This is a genomic window from Microbacterium sp. NPDC089695, assembly GCF_044749085.1.
Classification (GTDB): Bacteria; Actinomycetota; Actinomycetes; order Actinomycetales; family Microbacteriaceae; genus Microbacterium.
Map to the genome: position 1 here is coordinate 232,409 of NZ_JBIVHG010000002.1, position 19,669 is coordinate 252,077.

Below are 19,669 nucleotides of genomic sequence, written 5' to 3' on the forward strand. Positions count from 1 at the left end.
CGCCCTCCGCCTCTCCCGCCGGGTCACGGCGGCTGCTTCTCGGTCCAGACATCCAGCTCTCCGTCACGCAGGGCGACCAGCACACGCCCCTGCTGGTCCGTGCGGAACGCGCGGGTACCGGCGGCATCGAGCATCGCCAGCGTCTCCGCACGAGGATGCCCGTAGTCGTTCTCAGCCCCGACGCCGATCAGACCGATCGTCGCCCTCGCCTCGGCGTACAGCGCGGGATCCTGATCGGCACTGCCGTGATGCGATACCTTGACGACCGGGTAGACCCCGGAGACGCGGGCCGATCGCACCAGCGCGCTCTGCGCCTCCGCGGACAGATCCCCGAGGAACAGCGATCGCGGCACGTCTCCGCCGTCGAACTCGACGACCACACTGAGATCATTGCCCGGCGGAAATGCCCGCTCGTCGCGCGCGGGCCAGAGCACCCGCCAGGAGGATTCCCCGAGCATCCCCCGCAGTCCCGCCGACGCCGCCACGAGGTGCGCACCGCTCTGCTGCAGACGGTCGAGCATCGCCTGATCGTCCGGCTCGCCCGGGGGACCGTGCAGCACGACCTCGGCCCGCCCCTGCACGGCGTCGACTCCCCCGACGTGATCGAGATCGAAGTGCGTCAGGACGAGGATGTCGAGACGGTCGACACCGAGTGCGCGCAGGCACCCGTCGAGCGGGGCCGGGTCGGGCCCCGTGTCGATCAGGGCGACGCGCTGCGCCGACCGCACGACGACCGCATCGCCCTGACCGATGTCGCACATGGCGATCGACCATCCTTCGGGCGTGTTCATGGTGGACAGCGGCCCCGAGAGCACGAGATGCGACGCCCCGAGCGCCAGTGCGATCGCCAGCACGGTCGATGCGGCACCCCGCACGAACGGCATCCGACGCAGGCCGCCGCCGAGTACCACGGCCACGGCAGCACTCACGACGGCGACGAGCGCGGCCGTGAGCAGGCCGGGCGGCACGAGCACCTCGGCGAACGGCAGGCGCGCGCTCACCTCCGCCGTCATGGCGATCCACGCCGCGGGGAGCCAGGCCGATGCGGCGAGCAGATCGGCGAGCGGCGGCACGGGCGCCGAGAGACACGCGAGGAGGCCGATGACCGTGGCGATCGGCGCCGCGGGAGCGGCGAGGAGGTTCGCGGCGACGCCGATGAGCGACTGCTGCTCGGCGAAGAGGGCGATGATCGGCCCGCACGCCAGTTGCGCCGCGATCGGTACGGCGATCGCGAGGGCGAGCGATGCCGGCATCCATCGACCTAGTCCCCGCGCGAGCGCAGGAGCCAACAGGATGAGCGCGCCCGACGCCGCGACCGACAGCGCGAACCCCGCCGTCGCGGCGAGCCAGGGATCGGCGATCAAGATGCCGGTGGCGCTGAGCGCGAGCATCCCCGCGCCCGCGCTCGGTCTGCCGACAAGCACGGCGGTCATCGCGACGCCCGCCATGACCGCCGCCCTGATCACACTCGGCTCGGGCGTCACGAGCACGACGAAGCCCACGAGCGCGATGGCCGCAAGGGCGATCCGGAAGCCCCTGGTCGCACCGCACAGCCCGGTGAGCCAGAACACCGCACCGACGACGATCGCGCAGTTCGCGCCCGACACAGCCGTGAGATGACTGAGCCCGCTCGTGCGCATCGCGTCGTTCAGCTCGGTCGACACGGCCCGCGTGTCGCCCACGGCGAGTCCGGGGAGCAGCCCCGCACCCGGTTCGGGGAGCCCGAGAGAACGCTCCACGAACGAGTGGCGCAGACCCGCCGCGACCGCGAACACCCCCGCTGCCGGGCGCTCGACCGTCGCCGTGTTCGCGAACACCACCAGAGCCGCACGTTCGCCGACATCGGTCACCTCCGCCTCGCCGGTCACGCGCACGGAGGCGCCGAGGTCGAAGCCCTCATCGGGCTCCACGCCGATGCGCACGGGCGCAGATGCCGGCCGCAGAGCGCCCGGCGGCCCGATCGCGATCGTCTGCACCTCGACCCACAGCCGTCCGTCGCGGCCGAGCGACGCCGAGGAGACGATCTCTCCCGTCGCCTCGATCACCCGGCCGTCCCACGCGGCCGCCGCGTCTCGCGACGCCTCCGCGGCCACGCACGTGATCGACACGGCCGTCGCCGCCGCGCACGCCACCACGAGCAGGCCCCAGACCGACGCGACCCGCCGGCGTCGCAGCATCCCGCCGCACAGGAGCACGCCCGACGATCCGGCGATGACGCTCCCCCACGCCGCTCCGGGAGCGAAGACGCAGATCAACGCGATCGCCCATGCGGCACCCGCGATCGGCAGCAGGCGAAGGTCACGCCTCACACGCGAGCTCCGTCGCGGATACCGGCGAGCAGCTTCTCACCGATACCGGGCACCCCGAGGAGGTCGTCGACCGAACGGAAGGGTCCGTTCTCGTCGCGCCAGGCGATGATGCGCTCGGCGAGGGCCGGCCCGATTCGCGGCAACGTCTCGAGCGCCGCCTGATCCGCCGTGTTGAGGTCGATCAGTCCGTCGTCCGGCGCTGCCGCTCCCGGCGCGTCCGCCGCCGCACCGACCACCGGCACCACCACCTGCTCGCCGTCGGTCAACGCCCGGGCGAGGTTGACGGCGGCGAGATCGGCGTCGTCCGTCGTCCCACCCGCCGCGCCCACGGCGTCGACGAGGCGCGCGTCCATCTCGAGGACGTAGAGCCCCGGATGCTCGACGGCGCCGAGAACGTGCACGTACAACGCACCGGTGACGTCCGGTGCCGCCGAGCCGGTGGACATCGGGATCGACTCGGCGGGAGCCGCCTGGCCTCGCAGCAGCCCGAGGCCCACGGCGCCCGACAGCACGACGAGCGCGACGACGACGGCCGCGCCGATGCTCAATCGCAGTCGTCGCGGCGGCGGTGGCGGGGTCTCGTTCTCATCCGGCATCCCGCCACGCTAGGCGGGCACGCCGACGCCGCACGGCCCTGTATGCACACTCCGTGCACAACCCCGGCGCCCGGACACCTGTGCAGGGGCAGTGCGATCACCGTCCCTGCACAGGCCTGCTACTTCACGACGATGCTGACGATCTTCGGAGCACGCACGACGACCTTGACGATCTCGCGGTCGCCGATCGAGCGGATCACGCGCTCGTCGGCGCGAGCGAGAGCCTCGAGCTCCGCCTCGCCGATGCGCGCCGGCACCTCGAGCTGGGCGCGGACCTTGCCGCCCACCTGCACGACGGCCGTGACCGAGTCCTCGACGAGCAGCACCGGATCGGCCGAACGCCAGGTGACGAGACCCACGGAGGGCTCGTGTCCGAGCGCCTCCCACATCTCCTCCGCGGTGTGCGGGGCGATCAGGTCGAGCATGACCGCGACCGTCTCGATCGCCTCACGAACCGCGGGGTCTCCCGCACCGCCCGCGCCGTCGATCGTCTTGCGCGTGACGTTCACGAGTTCCATCAGTCGCGCGACGAGCACGTTGAACTTCGTCTGCTCGACCAGTCCCGGCGCCTCGGACAGCAGCTTGTGCGTCGCACGGCGCAGGGCCGCGTCTCCGCCGTCGAACACCACGTCGACGTCGCTGGTGACCTCGTGCGCGATCCGCAGGGCGCGCGACAGGAACTTCTGGGCGCCGGTCGTCGAGACATCAGCCCAGTCCTTGTCGTCCTCGACCGGGCCGGCGAAGGCCAGACCGACGCGGAGGGCGTCGGCGCCGTGAGCATCGAGCTCCTCCTGGAACAGGACCAGGTTGCCCTTGCTCTTCGACATCTTCTGCCCGTCGAGCAGGACCATGCCCTGGTTGATCAGGTTCGAGAACGGCTCGGTGAAGTCGATCAGACCCATGTCGAACAGGACCTTGGTGATGAAGCGCGCGTACAGCAGGTGCAGGATCGCGTGCTCGACACCGCCGATGTACGAGTCCACCGGGGCCCAGCGCGATGCCTCGGCCGGATCGAACGCCACGGTGTCGCTGTTCGGCGACAGGAACCGCAGGAAGTACCAGGAGCTGTCGACGAACGTGTCCATGGTGTCGGGGTCGCGCAGCACCGGCTCGCCGGAGACCGGGTCGACCGTGCGCACCCAGCTCTCGGCGCCGCCCAGCGGCGACGTGCCCTTGGGCTTGAGGTCGAGGCCCTCGACGCTCGGCAGCCGCACCGGCAGCTTGTCCTCGGTGACGGGGATGATCGAGCCGTCCTCGGCGTGCAGCATCGGGATGGGCGTGCCCCAGAAGCGCTGACGCGAGATCAGCCAGTCGCGCAGGCGGTAGTTCTTCGCGGCGCGACCCGTGCCGGATGCTTCGAGCTGCTCGATCGCACGGGCGATCGCGTTGCGCTTCGACAGCCCGTTCAGCGGCCCCGAGTTGATCATGCGGCCGTCGCCCGTGAGCGCGACCCCGGTGGACGCCGGGTTCTGCTCGTCGAGAAGAGCATCGACGTCGATCGGCACGCCGTCATCGTCGACCTCGATCACCGGCATGGCACCGGTGATCGGCGCGGTCGTGTCGACGACGACCTTGACGGGCAGGTCGAAGGCGCGGGCGAAATCGAGGTCGCGCTGGTCGTGCGCGGGCACGGCCATGACCGCACCGTGACCGTAGTCGGCCAGCACGTAGTCGGCGGCCCAGATCGGCAGCTTCTCGCCGTTGACCGGGTTGATCGCGTACCGCTCGAGGAACACACCGGTCTTCGGCCGATCGGTCGACTGCCGGTCGATGTCGGTGGTCTTCTGCACGTCGGCGAGATACGCGGCGAAGCGCTCACGAACGGCATCCGGCGCTTCAGCGGCGATCTCGGTCGCCAGGTCTCCGTCGGGCGCGACGACGAAGAACGTCGCACCGTGCAGGGTGTCGGGACGCGTCGAGAACACCGTCACCGGCTCGTCGCGTCCCTCGATGCGGAAGTCGACGTCGGCGCCGACCGAGCGGCCGATCCAGTTGCGCTGCATCTGGAGCACCTTGTGCGGCCAGCGCCCCTCGAGCTGGTTCAGGTCGTCGAGCAGTCGGTCGGCGTAGTCGGTGATGCGGAAGTACCACTGCGTGAGCTTCTTCTTCGCGACCTCCGCGCCGCAGCGATCGCAGCGTCCGTCGACGACCTGCTCGTTCGCGAGCACGGTCTGGTCGTTGGGGCACCAGTTCACCGGGCTCTTCTTGCGGTAGGCCAATCCGCGCTCGTGCAGCTTCAGGAACAGCCACTGGTTCCAGTGGTAGTACTCCGGGTCGGACGTGTGCAGCACACGACTCCAGTCGAAGGAGACGCCGTACTGCTCGAAGCCGACCTTCTGCTGCGCGATGTTCTGGTACGTCCACTCGCGCGGGTCGGCGCCCTGGCGGATCGCCGCGTTCTCGGCGGGCAGACCGAACGAGTCCCAGCCGATGGGGTTCAGGACGTTGTGGCCCCGGTGCCGCCAGAACCGCGCGACGATGTCGGAGTACAGGTAGTTCTCCGCGTGCCCCATGTGCAGGTCGCCCGACGGGTACGGGAACATCGCGAGCACGTAGCGCCGCGGCCGCTTGTCGTCGTCGCCGCCCGTGAGGAACGTGCCGTTCTCCGCCCAGTACTTCTGCCACTTGGCCTGGATGGCGTGCGGCGAGGAGGTCTCCTCGTCGACGGGAGAGGTGGGCAGGTGCTCAGACAACGAACGCACGACCAATCTGAAGGGATAAAGGGGATCAGCTCAGGATATCGGAAGCCCAGGCCACGGGCGTATCCGCGCCCAGGGCGGCCAGGGGCGCCGCGGCCTTGGTGGCGACCTCCGCGACCTCGGATGCCGCGACCGACCGCCACGTGATCCCGCCCCCGGCGCCGACGACCGCGCGGTCTGCGTCGATCACGATGCTGCGGATGACCATCGCGAGATCGAGCTGACCACCGGTGCCGATGTAGCCGAAGCATCCGGAGTACACCCCGCGCGGGCCGCCTTCGAGCTCGTGCAGACGCGTCATGGCCGAGAGCTTGGGCGCGCCCGTCATGCTGCCCGCGGGGAACGTCGCGTCGAACAGTCCGCCGACATCGACGCCGTCGGCGATCGTACCGCTCACGGTGCTCACGAGCTGGTGCACCGCGGGGTAGGTCTCGACGCTCCAGAGCGCGTCGACGCGGATCGATCCGGGGACGCACACGCGGGAGAGGTCGTTGCGCATGAGATCGACGATCATGACGTTCTCGGCGCGCTCCTTCTCGTCGGTCGCGAGCTCGGCGACCAGCTCGGCATCGCGCTCGGGGGTGTCACCGCGCGGGCGCGTCCCCTTGATCGGCCGCGTACGCACCGAGCCTCCCTCGGCATGCAGGAACTGCTCGGGACTCGCGCTGAGCAGCGATCGTCCCCTCATCCGCAGAAATCCCCCGTGGTGCGCGGGCGTCGCCGCACGCAGCCGTCGGTATATGTCGACGGGGTCGTGCGCGCCGTCGATCGTGAAACGCGTGGTGAGGCAGAGCTGGTAGGCGATCCCCGCGCGGATGAGTTCGCGGCACCGCTCGATCAGCATCCGGTACTCGTCGGGGGTGTGACGCGCCCGCGCACGGGATCGCGTGACGGCGACCGTCGGATCCGAGGGCGCCGGCGCCGCGAGGATCACGCGCTCCCAGTCGTCGAGCTCACCGTCGGACGCGAGCGCCCAGCAGTCCCCGGTCCCATGGTCGACGGCGAGGAGGCGCGTGACGCGCATCCACGCCCCGCTCTCGGACTCGGCGCCGCTCTCCGCGACGGGCGCTCCGGCCGCTCGCGCTCCGCTCTCGTAGTCCCGCCAGCCGACCCATCCGCCCCCGAACGGCGGAACGGTCGGGGCTTCGGTCGTGTCGAGGCGCACCTGCGCAGGGAACGCCGCGTCCTCCCCCACACCGACGTAGCTCCATCCCTCGGCGGCAGCCCCGGCGTCCAACCAGAAGATGTCGGACTCGTCGCGCTCGAGCGCGACGAACACCGCTTCGGGATCGACGGCTCGCGCGAGTAGCCGACGGTGCAGACGCTCGGACACCTTCTCAGCCTAGGCCGCGGCCTCTCCCGTAGTCTCGGAGGGTGGACGACCTGCTGCTGTGGCTGTTCGACGTGATCCAGTCGATCGACCCGGTCACGCGCACGCTCATCGCGGGCGTCGCAGTGATGCTCGAGACCAGCGTGCTCATCGGCCTCATCGTGCCGGGCGACACCGTCGTCATCATCGCGTCGATGGGCGTCGCGAGCCCGCTCGAGGCCGTCGCCATGGTCATCGCGGTCGTGGTCGGAGCGCTGATCGGCGAGAGCATCGGCTTCTGGCTCGGTCGCTGGCTCGGCCCGCACATCCGGCACTCGTGGGTCGGGCGCCGCATCGGCGAGACCAACTGGGTGCGGGCGGAGAACTACCTCGCGCGACGCGGCGGCATCGCGATCTTCCTGTCGCGGTTCCTACCCGTGCTGCACTCGCTCGTGCCGTTGACCGTGGGCATGAGCCACTACTCCTACCGCCGATTCCTCGCCTGGACCGCGCCCGCCTGCCTGCTGTGGGCGACGGCGTACGTCTGCATCACCTCGCTCGCGGCCGGAAGCTTCCGCGAGCTCGTCGACCGCGTGCACTACGCGGGCTACATCTTCGTCGGGGTCATCGCGGCGTTCCTCCTCCTCGTCTTCCTGGGCAAGAAGCTCCTGACTCGACTGGAGTCCCGGCATATCGATGCCCCCGACGCGGGCGCGCCGAGCGATGCGGACGTGAAAGACTGAAGCAATGGCTTCCGCACCCCCGGCGCCCCGGATCCACTGGTTCGCGCGCCTCGAGCACCGCTTCCACGTGTGGCGGGAGGGTCGAGCGCGCCGCCACGGTCGCACGGCGACGATCCTGCCCTTCCCCGGATACGGCGGTCCCGGCTGGGTGCGTGTGCTCGGCAGAGTGCTGATCGTCCCGCCGCAGCGGAGCACCAAGAACGGCGAGCCCGCGAGCGTACGCGGATGGCGGAGCTTCGTCGGCATCCCGGTGAGCTTCGCCAAGGTCACGGTGCAGGTCGGCGACGCCGTGCATCACGTGGTCGCCGACCGCGGCGGCGTCGTGGACGCGGTGATCGAGGCCCGGCTCGAGCCCGGCTGGCAGACGTTCACCTTCTCGGTCGAAGGTCAGGAGCCCGTGGAGGCGACCGTGTTCGTGGTGTCGGAGTCCACGCGCTTCGGCGTGCTGTCGGACGTCGACGACACGGTCATGGTCACCGCGCTCCCCCGCCCGTTCATCGCCGCCTGGAACTCGTTCGTGGTCGACGAGCATGCGCGTCTGCCCGTACCGGGGATGGCCGTGCTGCTCGACCAGCTGCTGCGCCAGCATCCCGGTGCGCCGATGGTGTACCTGTCGACCGGTGCATGGAACGTGGCGCCCACGCTCCGACGCTTCCTGGGTCGCCACCTCTTCCCCTCGGGCTCGATGCTCCTGACCGACTGGGGTCCCACGCACGACCGGTGGTTCCGCAGTGGCCGCGAGCACAAGCTCACGAACCTGCGCCGCCTCGCCGCCGAGTTCCCGCACGTGAAGTGGCTGCTGATCGGCGACGACGGGCAGCACGACGAGGCCATCTACACGCAGTTCATGGAGGAGCATCCCGATGCGGTCGCCGGGGTCGCGATCCGTCGACTGCTCCCCGCAGAAGCGGTGCTCGCCGGTGGACGCGCAGGGCGCGAGCCGCATTCCGAGGACGTCGCGCCCTGGGTCAGCGCCGAGGACGGCGCCGGGCTCCGCGACCTGCTCGGCGAAGCCGGCATCATCGACTGACATGATCCTCTCGCGATCGGAGTGGGCGGAGCGCGAGACGGCGCACCGGGAGCGCGCCGACGCGCTCACCGCTGAGCATCGCGAACGAGCGTCCCGCGGCGAGAAGCACCCGGTGTGGGACTTCCTCTTCACCTACTACTCGTACAAGCCCGCGCAGCTTCGTCGATGGCACCCCGGCGCGGGAGTGGAGCTCGCGGACGCCGTCGAACGGCGGGCCTGGCGCTGGTACTCCCCCGGTGAGACGGTCGACGGAGCCGTGCCGGATGCGGCGGTCTTCGCCGCAGAGAAGCCTGCGCTCGCAGACCTGGTCGAGCGGATGCTGCGGCGCACCGCCTCCCGCCCCGCACAGTTCGGATGCTTCGGTCTGCACGAATGGGCGATGGTCTACCGCGCCGAGGAGAACCGGCATCCGGTGCCTCTGCGCCTCGGCCGTGACGGCACCGATCGAGTCATCGAGAGCCACGAGCTGCGCTGCACACACTTCGACGCCTACCGCTTCTTCACGCCCGAGGCCGTTCCGCGCAACCGCACGACGCTCAGCCGCGATGACCAGCCGCTCATCGAACAGCCCGGATGCCTCCACGCCGGCATGGACCTGTACAAGTGGGCACTGAAGCTCGGTCCTCTCGTACCGGGCGACCTGCTGCTCGACACGTTCGAGCTCGCGCGCGACATCCGTCTGCTCGACATGGAGGCCGCACCGTACGACCTCGCTGCATGGGGCGTCGTGCCCGTCGCGATCGAGACCCCAGAGGGCAAGGCCGAGTACGTGCGTCGTCAGCGCGGATTCGCCGAGCGGGGTGCCGAGCTGCGCGTGCGACTGCTCGACTCCTGGCTCGGCGTCTCAGCCGCCACCACCTGACCCGGGCTCACGTCGCCGGTTCGCAGTCGCCGCACAGCGACCACTGCGCGGGCGCCGCGGCGTTCTGCATCCGCAGCGCCATGACCCGCGTCGCCGCCTCGGCCAATCGATCGGCCGAGACCGTGCCCGAGTCGACGGCCGCGACGATCCCGTCGACCATGTCGCCGGCCGTCTCGGGCGTCGATCCGGCGACCATGAGCAGCAGGTCGCTCCCCGCGGCCAACGCGGTGACGGCGTTCGCGACCGGATCGGCGTACTCGGGAAGGCCGGAGGACTGCAGCATCCCGAGATCGTCGGTGACGATCACGCCGTCGAAGCCGAGCTCGTCGCGGGCGATCGCGTGCCAGGCGGGCGAGAGCGACGCGGGGGCGGCATCGACGGCCGTGTACGACAGGTGCCCGAACATGAGCAGCGACGCTCCGGCGTCGATCCCGGCCGCGAAGGGCACGGCGTCGCTCGCACGCCACTGCTCGAGGCTTTCGTCCGTGGTCGGGATCGCGTGGTGGGAATCGCCGGGGGCCGCGCCGTGGCCCGGGAAGTGCTTGAGCGTCGACGCCACGACCGGCTCTTGCGCGGTCGTGGCTGCCGCGACGCGCTCTGCGGCCGTCGCTGGGTCGGTGCCGAGAGCTCGGCCGTAGATGAACGACGCGGGGTCGGCGGTCACATCCGCCACGGTGCCGAAGTTCACGTCGATCCCCGCTCGCACGAGCAGCGCCACCCGCGCCGAGAAGGCCGCCGCGGTCGCCTCGACGGGCAGCGACTTCAGCGTCGTGGACGCCGGATACTGGTCGGCATCGAGACGCGACACGATCCCGCCCTCCTGATCGATCGCGATGAGCGGCGGGAGTGCGGAGTCGCTCGTGAGGGCGGCAGTCAGGGATGCGAGCTGGGACTCGTCGTCGGGGATGTTCGCGCCCATCAGCAGGAAGCCGCCGAGCCCCTGCTGCATGTAGCTCGCGAGAGCACCGGCGTCGGTGGTCGGGATGTGCCCCATGACGACCGACGCCGCCTGCTCCTGCGTCGTCATGTCGGCGACGACCGCTGCGGCGCGGGTGTGCAGCGGATCGTCGCCGGACGATGTCGTGGTCGGCACGATGACCGCCGCGTCGACGGTTCGAGAGTCCGCGTCGACCTCGGAGACCGCCGCGGCGGCGGAGCCGGACGGCAGCGCTGCCGCGCCGACGGCCAGTGCCGTCAGCAGCGCCCCGAACCGCACCGCACGCATGGCGTCAGGCGCTGAGAGCGTCGGCGATAGGGGTCGACGTCTCGGCGGTGCCGTTGCCGAAGCGGATGGTGCGACCGTACGTCGACGGCGTGCCGACGGTCGCAGCGATCACGGCGGCGACATCGGCGCGCGACACCTCGCCCCGCCCCTCGGGGTCGATGAGGATACGGCCGGTGGGATCGTCGAACGTGAGGGTTCCGGGGCCGAGGATCGTGCCGTCGAGGTCGACCGCGCGGAGGTGCTCGTCGGCGGCCCATTTCGCGTCCGCGTAGGGGAAGAACGAGTCACCCTCCGGCACGCCGTGGTCGGCCGTCGAGCCGATCCACGACACCATCACGTAGCGCCGGACGCCGGCATCCACCGCAGCATCCATGCTGCGGATCGCGGCATCGCGGTCGACCGCGTACGTGCGCTCGGGCGAGCCGCCGCCCGCACCGGCCGACCACACGATCGCGTCGTGCCCGCGGACGACCTCGGCGATGCCGGGCGTGTCGAGACTCTCGACATCGGCGACCAGCGCGTGCGCGCCGGTCTGCTCGACCTCGGCCACGTGGTCGGGATTGCGGACGACCGCGGTGACCTCGTCACCGCGGGCGACGAGCAGAGGGGCGAGCAGCAGGGCGATGCGGCCGTGGCCGCCGAAGACGAGGATGCGCGACATGTGTTTCACCCTACGCGCCCCCGCCGACGTCGGCTCCGGGGTCAGCTCGTCGGAACGCCGTCGGCCGCGGACGACGCCGCGAGCACCGGCGCATCGGTCGCCGACGCGAGCGCTCGACGCACGCCCGTCGCCGCCGAACGCCCGGCGCGGTTGGCGCCGATCGTGCTCGCCGAGGGTCCGTAGCCGACGAGCTGGATGCGCGGATCGGCGACCGCCGTCGTGCCGCGACCGTTGCGGTCGAGCTGGATACCGCCGGCCGCGCTGCGCAGATGCAGCGGCGCGAGATGGCTGATCGCGGGGCGGAAGCCCGTGGCCCACAGGATCGCGTCGACGCGCTCGAACGATCCGTCGGCCCAGCGCACTCCGTCGGGCTCGATGCGCGAGAACATGGGGCGCCGATCGGCGTACGCTCCGAGGAGCTCGGCCTCGCGCTCCTGCGCGCGCAGCTTCAGCCCGGTGACGCTCACGACGCTCTGCGGCGGGAGGCCCTGTGCGACACGCTGCTCGACGAGCGCGACCGCCGCGGCGCCGGCCTCCGTCGTGAACTCGTCGGTGCGCCAGACGGGAGCGGTGCGCGTCGCCCAGAGCGTGTCGGTGAGCGGGGCGAGTGCACCGAGGAACTGCACGGCCGACGCTCCGCCGCCCACGACCAGCACCCTCTTCCCGCGGAAGTGCTCCGGACCGGGGTACTCCACGGTGTGGAACTGCTCACCGAGGAACGTCTCCATGCCCGGGTAGTGCGGAAGGAACGGCTGCGTCCACGTGCCCGTCGCGTTCACCAGCGTGCGCGTACGCCACTCCCGGTCGCCGGCCCGCACCACGAGGATGCCGCTCTCGTCGTCGACGCGGTCGACGTGCACCGGCCGGATGATCGGCAGATCGTGAGCTGCTTCATAGGCCGCGAAAGACGCCGGCACCACGATGTTCGCCCGCTGGCCGTCGCGTGCGGGAGGCCGATCGTCGGGAAGCTCTGCGACCCCGTGCACGTCGCGCATCGTCAACGCGTCCCACCGGTGCTGCCACGCGCCACCCGGCGCCGCGTCGGCGTCGAGCACCACGTGACGGATGCCGAGACGGGTCAGATGGAAGGAGGCCGACAGGCCCGCCTGCCCTGCGCCGATCACCACGCTGTCGAGGATGTCCACGCACACGTCAACGCCGACGGCGGCGCTGTTGTTCCGCTGTCCGCGACGCGCCCGGATGGCACGGCCCGATTGGTGTTGCGCGCGATCCGTGTAGTACGCTGTTCGAGTTGCTCCGAGCGATCGGAAGCAGTTCTGGGCCTGTGGCGCAGCTGGTAGCGCACCTGCATGGCATGCAGGGGGTCAGGGGTTCGAGTCCCCTCAGGTCCACGAAAGAAACCCGCGAGATATCGCGGGTTTTCTTGTGTCGACGTGCGTTTCCGGAACGCGAGAATGCGGGCAATATTCCACCGCCCTGCCCTCATTCGTCGCCACGGTCTTCTCGGCGGCTCCCGCGGGACATGTCGGGATGTCTCGGGAACTTGAGGATTGTTCCGGCGCAGGGCCTATGCCGAGCTCTCGACAGTTATCTGTACGCGCGGGGATTTCAGCGTCGGTCGATTCCGCGTGAATGCCGCGGGGACCGATATCTTGACGCTGTCCTAAGCACGATGGCAAATCACGAGCGCGTCGCCGAGATCTATCCCGGAGTGACGCAGGATCGGGACGAGGGACGAGCCGATCACTTCACGGCTTCACGAAGGCTCGCACTGTATCCCTTTCGGGCGGCGTCATACTGCTCGTCGGTCAGTGAGACCATGTACGCGACCGTCTCACCCGACCACGAGTGCGATCCACCGATGGTGTGCTTCCAGGCGTACTTCGGGTTCTCGCGGAGTTGATACTGCCAACACAACGCCTGGTGATCACGGCTCGTCAGCTTGCGCCCTGTGCGCTTCTCGTTGACCTTCTCGAGCAGCTTGGTCGCACTGAACGGATGCGTCTGGTTGGGGTCGGTTTTACGGATCGCAATCTGCCCGTCAGCGGTCGGCGAGACAGCAACCACGAGATCCGCGCTGCTCATCTTCTTCTGCGACTGCATGTGAATGTCGTAGACGGTCGCCACACGCCCCATGTCGCCGCCTGTCGCCTGCACATCATCCATCAGGTGACGAAGTTCAGTGATGAAGTCCTCGACTTCGGCGACCATCGTGGCGTTCTTGTCCACCTTCATGAACTGCACTGCATCTGCTGGGGCCGTCGCTCCAAGCGGGAGCAACTGCCAGGTCATCGAGTCGGCCAAGTCCTTTTTGAACTTGGCGACCATGAAGTCTCGGTAGTTCAGGATGTTCTGCTGCAGGAAGGGGTAGATGACTGCACCGAGGCCCTGCGCGTTATAGAGATGTATCGCCCGATCCCGATACTCGGCAAGTGCTTTGACGTTGGCCATGACGGCAGGGCCATCGATGTCCGCCGGCCACAGTTTGCTGGCGGCGACTCGGCCAAGCGCATCGTCAATCGCGATAGATCGGTAGCGTTCGCCGCGCTTCTTCGGGTAGAAAATCGATCTGTTCTTCTGACGCAGCGTGGCTTTGAGCGCCAGCTCCCATGCATTGACGATCAGCATGACGGTTACCTCATCGCGGTACGTCATCTGCGGCTTGTTGTACACCTCGACAGCCGCGAGCATCCCGGCGAGCGAGTTGTCGACCAATCGCTTGATCGAGACATACGGCGCGCTCATCAGTGGACTCCTCGCTCGAGCTTTCGGTTGGCCAGCGGGTCGGGTCAGCATGGAGCCGGAACTTCAGCGGCTGCTTCTCGCAAGAACATCGCGCCGTTCTCGACGGAGTCGATCTCTAACTCCGTCTTGCTCACGACGCGAGCGAAGCTGTCCCAGAATGAAGCCCGGACCCGCAATGCATCTCGCCTAACCACAACTGACGACCGCATAGCGTCCCGTGGACGTGGCTGTCTTGACCAGTTGACCGTTGACGTAGATGTTGCAGGTGACGCTGTTGCCGTCCATGATCTGGGCGTTGAAGTTGCGGTAGCCGGAGTCGGTCGGCCAGGACATTCGCCACGGTAACGGAGTGTCGCCCGCCTGGCTGATGCTGAAGCTGTTCGGTGGCGCCCAGGTGACCGTTCCTCGACTTCCGTTCGACACGACTTCGTACACGGTGGACGGCGGTTCGAGGGTGATGGTCACGGTATCGCCGGGCTTAAGCACGGTGCCGGCGGCGGGATCTTGAGCGGCGACCGCCTGCGAGCTGGACTTCGAACCAGTCACGGTCAGTTTGGCGTTCGAGAGCGCGTTGTTCGCTGCAAGGTCCGTCATCCCGACGACGCTCGGCAGTTGCACTCCCCACGAGAGTGAGACCTTGCTGGCCACGGGTAGCTTGCCTTCGATGATCTCCGGGTCGGTCGCAGTCACGACCCAGGCGGGGTCGTACGGGTCGCCAGGATCCGAGGACACCACCGCCAGGAACCCGGCAGCCGTGAGCGTGTCAAGTGCCCCCTGCAGGTTGGTTCCGATAACTGCGGGGGCGTCGGCGACGGGACGGTCGAGTGTGACCCTGAGGTTGGATCCGGCGGTCGAGGTTCCGCGCTCGGCTTGGGTGAGGACTGTCCAATCCTCGTATCCGTCGATGAGGCTGTCGGAGGTATCCGAAGGCAGCACCTGAAGTGCGACTTCGGCGCCAGCGTCGACCGCATCGCCGTAGGTCATCCCGTCCAAGTCCGGGATCGAGACTTCGGACGGGACTACCTCAAGTGTCACAACTTCATCCGCATGAACACGCTCGTCCCCGGCTGGGGTTTGAGAAGTCACCACGCAGAACTCGGGTCCGCGGTCGTCATCTTCGCAGAACGCCGAATCGGTGTGGAAGACGCTCCGGAGCTCGACGCCGTCGAGGGCGGCCGTGGCGTCAGCGAGGGTCTGCTGTTCGACGACCGGAACCGACACCCGGGTGACGTGGTCGAGGATGACGAACGCAACGAGCCCGAGCGCGACCACTCCTGCGACGATGATCCCGCCGACCAGGATCGAGCGCTTGCGGATCCGGGAACGAATCCCCTCCAAGAGCGTGCCGCGTTCAGTCGCTTGTGTTTCCGGATCGTCACCGGGCATCTGGGTGCCGGGCTCTGCACCCGAAGACTCATCTACCACCGTTGCTCCTTGGATTCAGAGTTGCTGGTTCGGGGAGGGCCGGCACGTGTGACACGACCCTCCCCTGCTCGTGTGCTACTGGACGGCGACGAACACCTTGTCGGTGATCATGCCGGCGCGGACCGCGAGGACGCCGTCCACAGGGCTCGGGACCTGGATGGCGTAGTTACCGGTCGCCGACGCGCCCTCGTACAGCGGCGAGGTGCTGTTCATCGCCTCGGGGGCGAGGACGAGCTTCTCGAGCGGGTCGATGGTCACACCATCAGCGGTGACGTAGTCGAGGCCGACGAACGCGGGCATCTGACCCTCGGGGTCGGTGCCGATGTACGTGACGGTGTAGTTGACGAGGATGAAGACGGAGCCCGCGTCCGGGGCCTCGTTGTACGGGTTCTCCGCGGCGATCTGCGCGTTCGCGTCGAGGGTGACGGAGTTGACGACGACCTTCCAGTCCGAAGACGAGAACGGGGTGCCCAGGGCGATGGGGTTCTCGCGCGTGCCGGCCTCGGCCGCGGCGCTCTCGTCATTGGCGGGAGCGTCGGCTTCCTCGGTGACGGTCGTCGGGGATCCGACCTCGACGTCCGAGCCGCCGAATGCGTCGTTGAACGCGGTGGCGACGACGACGGTGAAGACGATGATGCCGATGATAGTGCCCACGATGGAGACGATGATGGCGGTGACGCCCTGCCACTTCACCTTGCCCTTGAGGAAGAGCGAGACGATGCCGAGGATGAAGCCGATGGGCAGCAGCACCCAGCCGACGATGAGCGCGCCGGGGATGCAGGCGAAGATGAAGCCGACGGCGGACACGATGAGGGCGATGAGGCCCGGGATGTTGCGTTGCTTCTTCGTCGCCGGGGTGACTTCGGCGGGAGCCTGCGGGTACGCGGCGTCGGGCGTCGGCTGCGCGCTCGGTGCGGGCTGTGCGTACTCGGGGGCGGGCGCCGGCTGCGCGTCGGGAGCCGGGGGCGGGACGTTGGTCATGATTCTCCAGGTGCTGTGTTCTTGCGGGGGCGCGCGCGAATGGCGCGGGACCCGTGGCCCCTGTGACTCCCCCAGTGTCCGGATGGACAACCTCAATCTAGTGGGATCCACAGACATTCCACAGCGAATGGAGATAACGACTTGAACGCGAGTTCAGCAATCAGCCTGATGACGGCGGGGGCTTTCGTCGGGGGCGGCCGCTCGCGTTAACTCTCCCCTGAACTACGGATGCCTCTCACGCCGCTTCCAGCGGCCATTATCACGAGCATGAGCGTCCGCGCACGCGTCGCGGCCGTGTCTATTTGTAGCGCGATCATCGCAACTCCGGGCACATGATCGGCACGGCGATCTCTGTGTAGAACGCCGCCGTGACTGGATCGGCGTCTACCAGCGACTGCTCTGCTGCCATCCCGGCCTCTAGGTCGTTGCAGAGCCGGCTCGTGCCGGTGACATAGATCGAGTTCATATTGCTCTCGCCGAAGTACTTGTCGGCGGCCTCACGTACCTGCTGCCGGACGTCCGGCTGCTGGGAACCGAAGAAGGGCTCCCCCCTAACAAGGTTGGGGATCCCCATGGCCGCAAGTGCGCCGAGGACCACAATCGCGATGAACACGAGGACCAGAAGGAAGCAACCGGGCTGCTTTGATGGCTCTGTTGGCTTTTGCGGCAGGGCAGACTCCGGGTCGCTGGGTCGTGCGGGCGGGCGCTCGTCGTATCGGCGATCATCCGACATCAGACACTCTCCACGACCGCCGTGAGGCAGTAACCTGTCAGTTTGAACCCTTGCTGCAACGACACGATCCTCATCGGTGGGTACGATTCCAGGCGGCGCCGCAGCTCCGCGAACGCCGTCTCGAACGACAAAGGATCCCGTCCGCCATACGGGCCTTCAACGTATAGGGCATCCTGCTGGGGAATCAGAGGCATGGCGACAGAGACCTTTCGGCGTAGTGGGATTCTCAGCAGGCTATCGGCTCTGTCCCCAGCGAGTACGAATCCTCACCGATCAGTTGTCACCGATTCGTGCATCAGCCCCGCACGTCAGTCGCCGTCGTATGGTGTTGCGGAGTATCCGGAACGCTGAAGACGAACGACAATACGGTCAAGGCCGGCGCGAGACGAGGCCACAAACCAGTTCCGCGAGCCAAATCTGCTCACGCGGTGTGGTGAAGAGGCGTAATAGAACCGGATCATCTGGCAACCCAACGCCGATGCCCGGAGCTTTGTATCGCGCCACCGTCTGAGCACGACCACCTCAGGAGCGTCATAATCTCCGTCCGTCGATGACCGGCAGTCCGCAGCCGCGACACAACTCCCCAGCCTCAGCTTCGTCGTGTATCAGAGACATGCCTTCGTCGGCCCATCGCCTCCGCTGCAACTCGTATCGGTGCGCGCAGCGCAGATGGTAGCGCCCCCGCGAGATCGGATCCCCGTCGGCAGCCGAGCAGCGTCTGCGGAACGTGGCCACCCTCCTGATCCCGGCCCTTGAGCAGGCTCTCGTCCTCGCTTGCGGGCCCCACAAGCTGTGTCGCATCACTCCCGTCGAGACCGCGCATAGAGCAGGTATGACTACCCCCGACTTGAACGCAATCATCCAACTGGCGGCAATCGTCGCGGAGCAGAACGCCGCTCCAGGACCCGAAGTGCCTCCCGTGCACATGCGCGAGGAGGAGCTGCCGGACCTCCTGACCCTCGCCGAGACCGCGCAGTACCTGCGTGTGAAGCCGAAAACGCTTCGAAACTGGAGCTGCCTCGGCAAGGGACCGAAGCCGCTCCGCCTCGGTGGCCGCGTGGTCTACCGTCGCACCGACGTGCTCGCGTTCCGCGATGAACAGGCGGTGGCAGCATGACTCGCGCAGCGCTCAAGCCCGGCGAAATCGGGGAGCCCTCCGTTCGAGCGGTCGACGGTGGCTATCAGGTGCGTGTTCGCTTCCGACGTCATGACGGCGAGCTGGCTCGCACATCTGCAACGGGGCGCACCAAGAGTCTCGCAGTCCGCGCTGCACGCGAAAAGGCGTCCGCGCGGATGACCGACCGAAGCGGAGCGGCAATCGGGGCTTCGCCTCTGACTCCTGACTCGACCGTCAACGAGCTCGCCGCAGAGTTCCTCAATGCACTCCCCCACCGAACAGGTAGCGACAAGGCCCAGTCGGTCTCGAACAAGGTCCGGACCATTCGGAAGCACATCGTCGGCTCCGCGCTGGGCGGGATGACTCTTCGCCAGCTGACTGTGGGCGCCGTGAAGCGTCATCACGCCGCACTCGTCGCACAGGACAAGAAGGCAACCGCGCGTCAGGTGGTGAGCGCTCTCCGTGAGATTCTGGCTTTCGCAGCGGAAGATGACCTGGTGCAGGGCAACGTCGCGGTCGAGTTCCGGATGAAGCGTCCCCCGACGCAGATGAAGTACGTGCCGGCGGTGAGCGACGTGCAGCTCCTTCGCGATGCAGCTCGCGCGTATCGAGACCGCCCGGGGAGGATGGGGCCACGGCCGACTCCTCTCCTGCTCGACGCCATCGACATCATCCTCGGAACCGGCCTTCGCATCGGGGAAGTTCTCGGCCTTCGCTGGTCCGACCTCAACCTCGACGGCCCCTCCCCGACGCTCGAAGTGCTTGGAACGGTCGTCGAGGGGCACGGCATCAAGAAGCACTGGCAGCCCGGACCGAAGGTGATGAAGTCGGAGCGTACGTTCTTCATCGACGACGCACTCACGGCGACTCTGAAGCGACGGAGAACGGAGAGCGTCGGTCGCACGAGGTACGTGTTCGAAACGAACTCGGGGGCTCCCACGGGTCCTCACCAGTGGCGCGTGCAGCTGTGGAAGGTCAGGGACTGGGCCCTCAGCGAGGAGTCTGGCTTCGCCGTCCATGGAGAGATGGGCGCACACGCGCTTCGTCGCGCAGTGGCGACCGTCGTCGCAGACGAGACTGACGTCGTGACGGCGGCGCGTCTCCTCGGCCAGCGCGAGACCGGAGTCACGGAGCGGCACTATGCTCGCCGGAATCCCGAGGCTCCCGACGTGCGCTCCGTGCTGTCCGTGTTCGCCGACACAGGGCCCGTCAGAGAAGTCGAGCTCTAAGCCGTGGTGCGCCTCGCGACGCCGACAACGACGAGGCGCACCTA

At 68.4% G+C, this 19,669-nt stretch carries 17 protein-coding genes and 1 tRNA gene; 6 read left to right on the plus strand and 12 right to left on the minus strand.

All coding sequences use genetic code 11. The features are described from left to right. Positions 1-23: 23 nt before the first annotated feature. From ACIPYT_RS14255 to ACIPYT_RS14270, 4 genes are all read right to left on the minus strand, one after another. Positions 24-2,309, minus strand: coding sequence for a ComEC/Rec2 family competence protein (locus ACIPYT_RS14255; protein WP_401075506.1), 2,286 nt, complete (start codon positions 2,307-2,309; stop codon positions 24-26). Then, positions 2,306-2,905 carry a helix-hairpin-helix domain-containing protein gene (locus ACIPYT_RS14260; RefSeq protein WP_401075509.1) on the minus strand — a complete coding sequence of 200 codons (600 nt, stop codon included), beginning with the start codon at positions 2,903-2,905 and terminating at the stop codon, positions 2,306-2,308. The genes ACIPYT_RS14255 and ACIPYT_RS14260 overlap by 4 nt, the downstream gene beginning before the upstream one ends. Before the next feature lie 119 nt (positions 2,906-3,024). After that, entirely contained in the window at positions 3,025-5,598 is a 2,574-nt protein-coding gene (gene leuS / locus ACIPYT_RS14265) for a leucine--tRNA ligase (RefSeq protein WP_401075677.1), read from the minus strand. A gap of 34 nt (positions 5,599-5,632) precedes the next feature. Next, positions 5,633-6,937, minus strand: a complete 1,305-nt coding sequence (locus tag ACIPYT_RS14270) for an anthranilate synthase component I family protein (RefSeq protein WP_401075512.1) — start codon at positions 6,935-6,937, stop codon at positions 5,633-5,635. A gap of 41 nt (positions 6,938-6,978) precedes the next feature. On the opposite strand from ACIPYT_RS14270, the gene ACIPYT_RS14275 reads away from it, so the two are divergent. From ACIPYT_RS14275 to ACIPYT_RS14285, 3 genes are read left to right on the plus strand one after another with little or no spacing between them, the layout of a single operon-like run. Next, complete coding sequence (locus ACIPYT_RS14275; RefSeq protein WP_401075515.1) at positions 6,979-7,656, plus strand: DedA family protein; 678 nt, start codon at positions 6,979-6,981, stop codon at positions 7,654-7,656. Positions 7,657-7,660: 4 nt separating this feature from the next. Then, positions 7,661-8,686 carry an App1 family protein gene (locus ACIPYT_RS14280; protein WP_401075517.1) on the plus strand — a complete coding sequence of 342 codons (1,026 nt, stop codon included), beginning with the start codon at positions 7,661-7,663 and terminating at the stop codon, positions 8,684-8,686. A 1-nt stretch (position 8,687) separates the two neighbouring features. Next, positions 8,688-9,548 carry a 3-methyladenine DNA glycosylase gene (locus tag ACIPYT_RS14285; protein WP_401075520.1) on the plus strand — a complete coding sequence of 287 codons (861 nt, stop codon included), beginning with the start codon at positions 8,688-8,690 and terminating at the stop codon, positions 9,546-9,548. A gap of 7 nt (positions 9,549-9,555) precedes the next feature. Here the strand turns inward: ACIPYT_RS14285 and ACIPYT_RS14290 are convergent, their stop codons facing one another. Genes ACIPYT_RS14290 through ACIPYT_RS14300 form a run of 3 tightly spaced genes read right to left on the minus strand, consistent with a single transcriptional unit; the run spans position 9,556 to position 12,579 of the window. Continuing rightward, positions 9,556-10,773, minus strand: coding sequence for a glycoside hydrolase family 3 N-terminal domain-containing protein (locus ACIPYT_RS14290; RefSeq protein ID WP_401075523.1), 1,218 nt, complete (start codon positions 10,771-10,773; stop codon positions 9,556-9,558). Positions 10,774-10,777: 4 nt separating this feature from the next. Then, a complete protein-coding gene (locus ACIPYT_RS14295; protein ID WP_401075526.1) occupies positions 10,778-11,434 on the minus strand; it encodes an SDR family oxidoreductase in 657 nt (218 codons plus the stop codon). Positions 11,435-11,475: 41 nt separating this feature from the next. Beyond that, complete coding sequence (locus ACIPYT_RS14300) at positions 11,476-12,579, minus strand: flavin-containing monooxygenase (RefSeq protein ID WP_401075528.1); 1,104 nt, start codon at positions 12,577-12,579, stop codon at positions 11,476-11,478. A 134-nt stretch (positions 12,580-12,713) separates the two neighbouring features. Between ACIPYT_RS14300 and ACIPYT_RS14305 the strand changes: the two genes are divergently transcribed. Then, a tRNA-Ala gene (locus ACIPYT_RS14305) sits at positions 12,714-12,786 on the plus strand. A gap of 352 nt (positions 12,787-13,138) precedes the next feature. Here ACIPYT_RS14305 and ACIPYT_RS14310 read toward each other — a convergent pair. The 5 genes from ACIPYT_RS14310 to ACIPYT_RS14330 form a co-directional block, all read right to left on the minus strand. Next, positions 13,139-14,140 carry a DUF3644 domain-containing protein gene (locus tag ACIPYT_RS14310; protein ID WP_401075531.1) on the minus strand — a complete coding sequence of 334 codons (1,002 nt, stop codon included), beginning with the start codon at positions 14,138-14,140 and terminating at the stop codon, positions 13,139-13,141. A gap of 186 nt (positions 14,141-14,326) precedes the next feature. Then, entirely contained in the window at positions 14,327-15,565 is a 1,239-nt protein-coding gene (locus ACIPYT_RS14315) for a PASTA domain-containing protein (protein ID WP_401075534.1), read from the minus strand. 75 nt (positions 15,566-15,640) lie between these two features. Continuing rightward, positions 15,641-16,546 (minus strand): hypothetical protein, encoded by a 906-nt coding sequence (locus ACIPYT_RS14320; protein ID WP_401075537.1) that lies wholly within the window; start codon positions 16,544-16,546, stop codon positions 15,641-15,643. Positions 16,547-16,859: 313 nt separating this feature from the next. Then, positions 16,860-17,279: a hypothetical protein gene (locus ACIPYT_RS14325; RefSeq protein ID WP_401075540.1), complete on the minus strand. Its 420-nt coding sequence runs from the start codon at positions 17,277-17,279 to the stop codon at positions 16,860-16,862. Between the two features lie 308 nt (positions 17,280-17,587). Further along, on the minus strand, positions 17,588-17,872 hold the full coding sequence (locus ACIPYT_RS14330; protein WP_401075680.1) for a CFI-box-CTERM domain-containing protein: 285 nt from the start codon (positions 17,870-17,872) through the stop codon (positions 17,588-17,590). A 239-nt stretch (positions 17,873-18,111) separates the two neighbouring features. Here ACIPYT_RS14330 and ACIPYT_RS14335 point away from each other — a divergent pair, with 239 nt between their 5' ends. After that, positions 18,112-18,396 (plus strand): helix-turn-helix transcriptional regulator, encoded by a 285-nt coding sequence (locus tag ACIPYT_RS14335; RefSeq protein WP_401075543.1) that lies wholly within the window; start codon positions 18,112-18,114, stop codon positions 18,394-18,396. Between the two features lie 176 nt (positions 18,397-18,572). Beyond that, positions 18,573-19,625 (plus strand): tyrosine-type recombinase/integrase, encoded by a 1,053-nt coding sequence (locus tag ACIPYT_RS14340; RefSeq protein WP_401075546.1) that lies wholly within the window; start codon positions 18,573-18,575, stop codon positions 19,623-19,625. Positions 19,626-19,669: the final 44 nt, after the last annotated feature.

Coding starts and splice junctions, on each gene's coding strand:
- ACIPYT_RS14325 (WP_401075540.1), bottom strand. CDS start 17,279: ATGTCGGATGATCGCCGATACGACGAGCGCCCGCCCGCACGACCCAGC.
- ACIPYT_RS14335 (WP_401075543.1), top strand. CDS start 18,112: ATGACTACCCCCGACTTGAACGCAATCATCCAACTGGCGGCAATCGTC.
- ACIPYT_RS14280 (WP_401075517.1), top strand. CDS start 7,661: ATGGCTTCCGCACCCCCGGCGCCCCGGATCCACTGGTTCGCGCGCCTC.
- ACIPYT_RS14260 (WP_401075509.1), bottom strand. CDS start 2,905: ATGCCGGATGAGAACGAGACCCCGCCACCGCCGCCGCGACGACTGCGA.
- ACIPYT_RS14290 (WP_401075523.1), bottom strand. CDS start 10,773: ATGCGTGCGGTGCGGTTCGGGGCGCTGCTGACGGCACTGGCCGTCGGC.
- ACIPYT_RS14310 (WP_401075531.1), bottom strand. CDS start 14,140: ATGAGCGCGCCGTATGTCTCGATCAAGCGATTGGTCGACAACTCGCTC.
- ACIPYT_RS14340 (WP_401075546.1), top strand. CDS start 18,573: ATGACCGACCGAAGCGGAGCGGCAATCGGGGCTTCGCCTCTGACTCCT.
- ACIPYT_RS14295 (WP_401075526.1), bottom strand. CDS start 11,434: ATGTCGCGCATCCTCGTCTTCGGCGGCCACGGCCGCATCGCCCTGCTG.
- ACIPYT_RS14285 (WP_401075520.1), top strand. CDS start 8,688: ATGATCCTCTCGCGATCGGAGTGGGCGGAGCGCGAGACGGCGCACCGG.
- ACIPYT_RS14320 (WP_401075537.1), bottom strand. CDS start 16,546: ATGACCAACGTCCCGCCCCCGGCTCCCGACGCGCAGCCGGCGCCCGCC.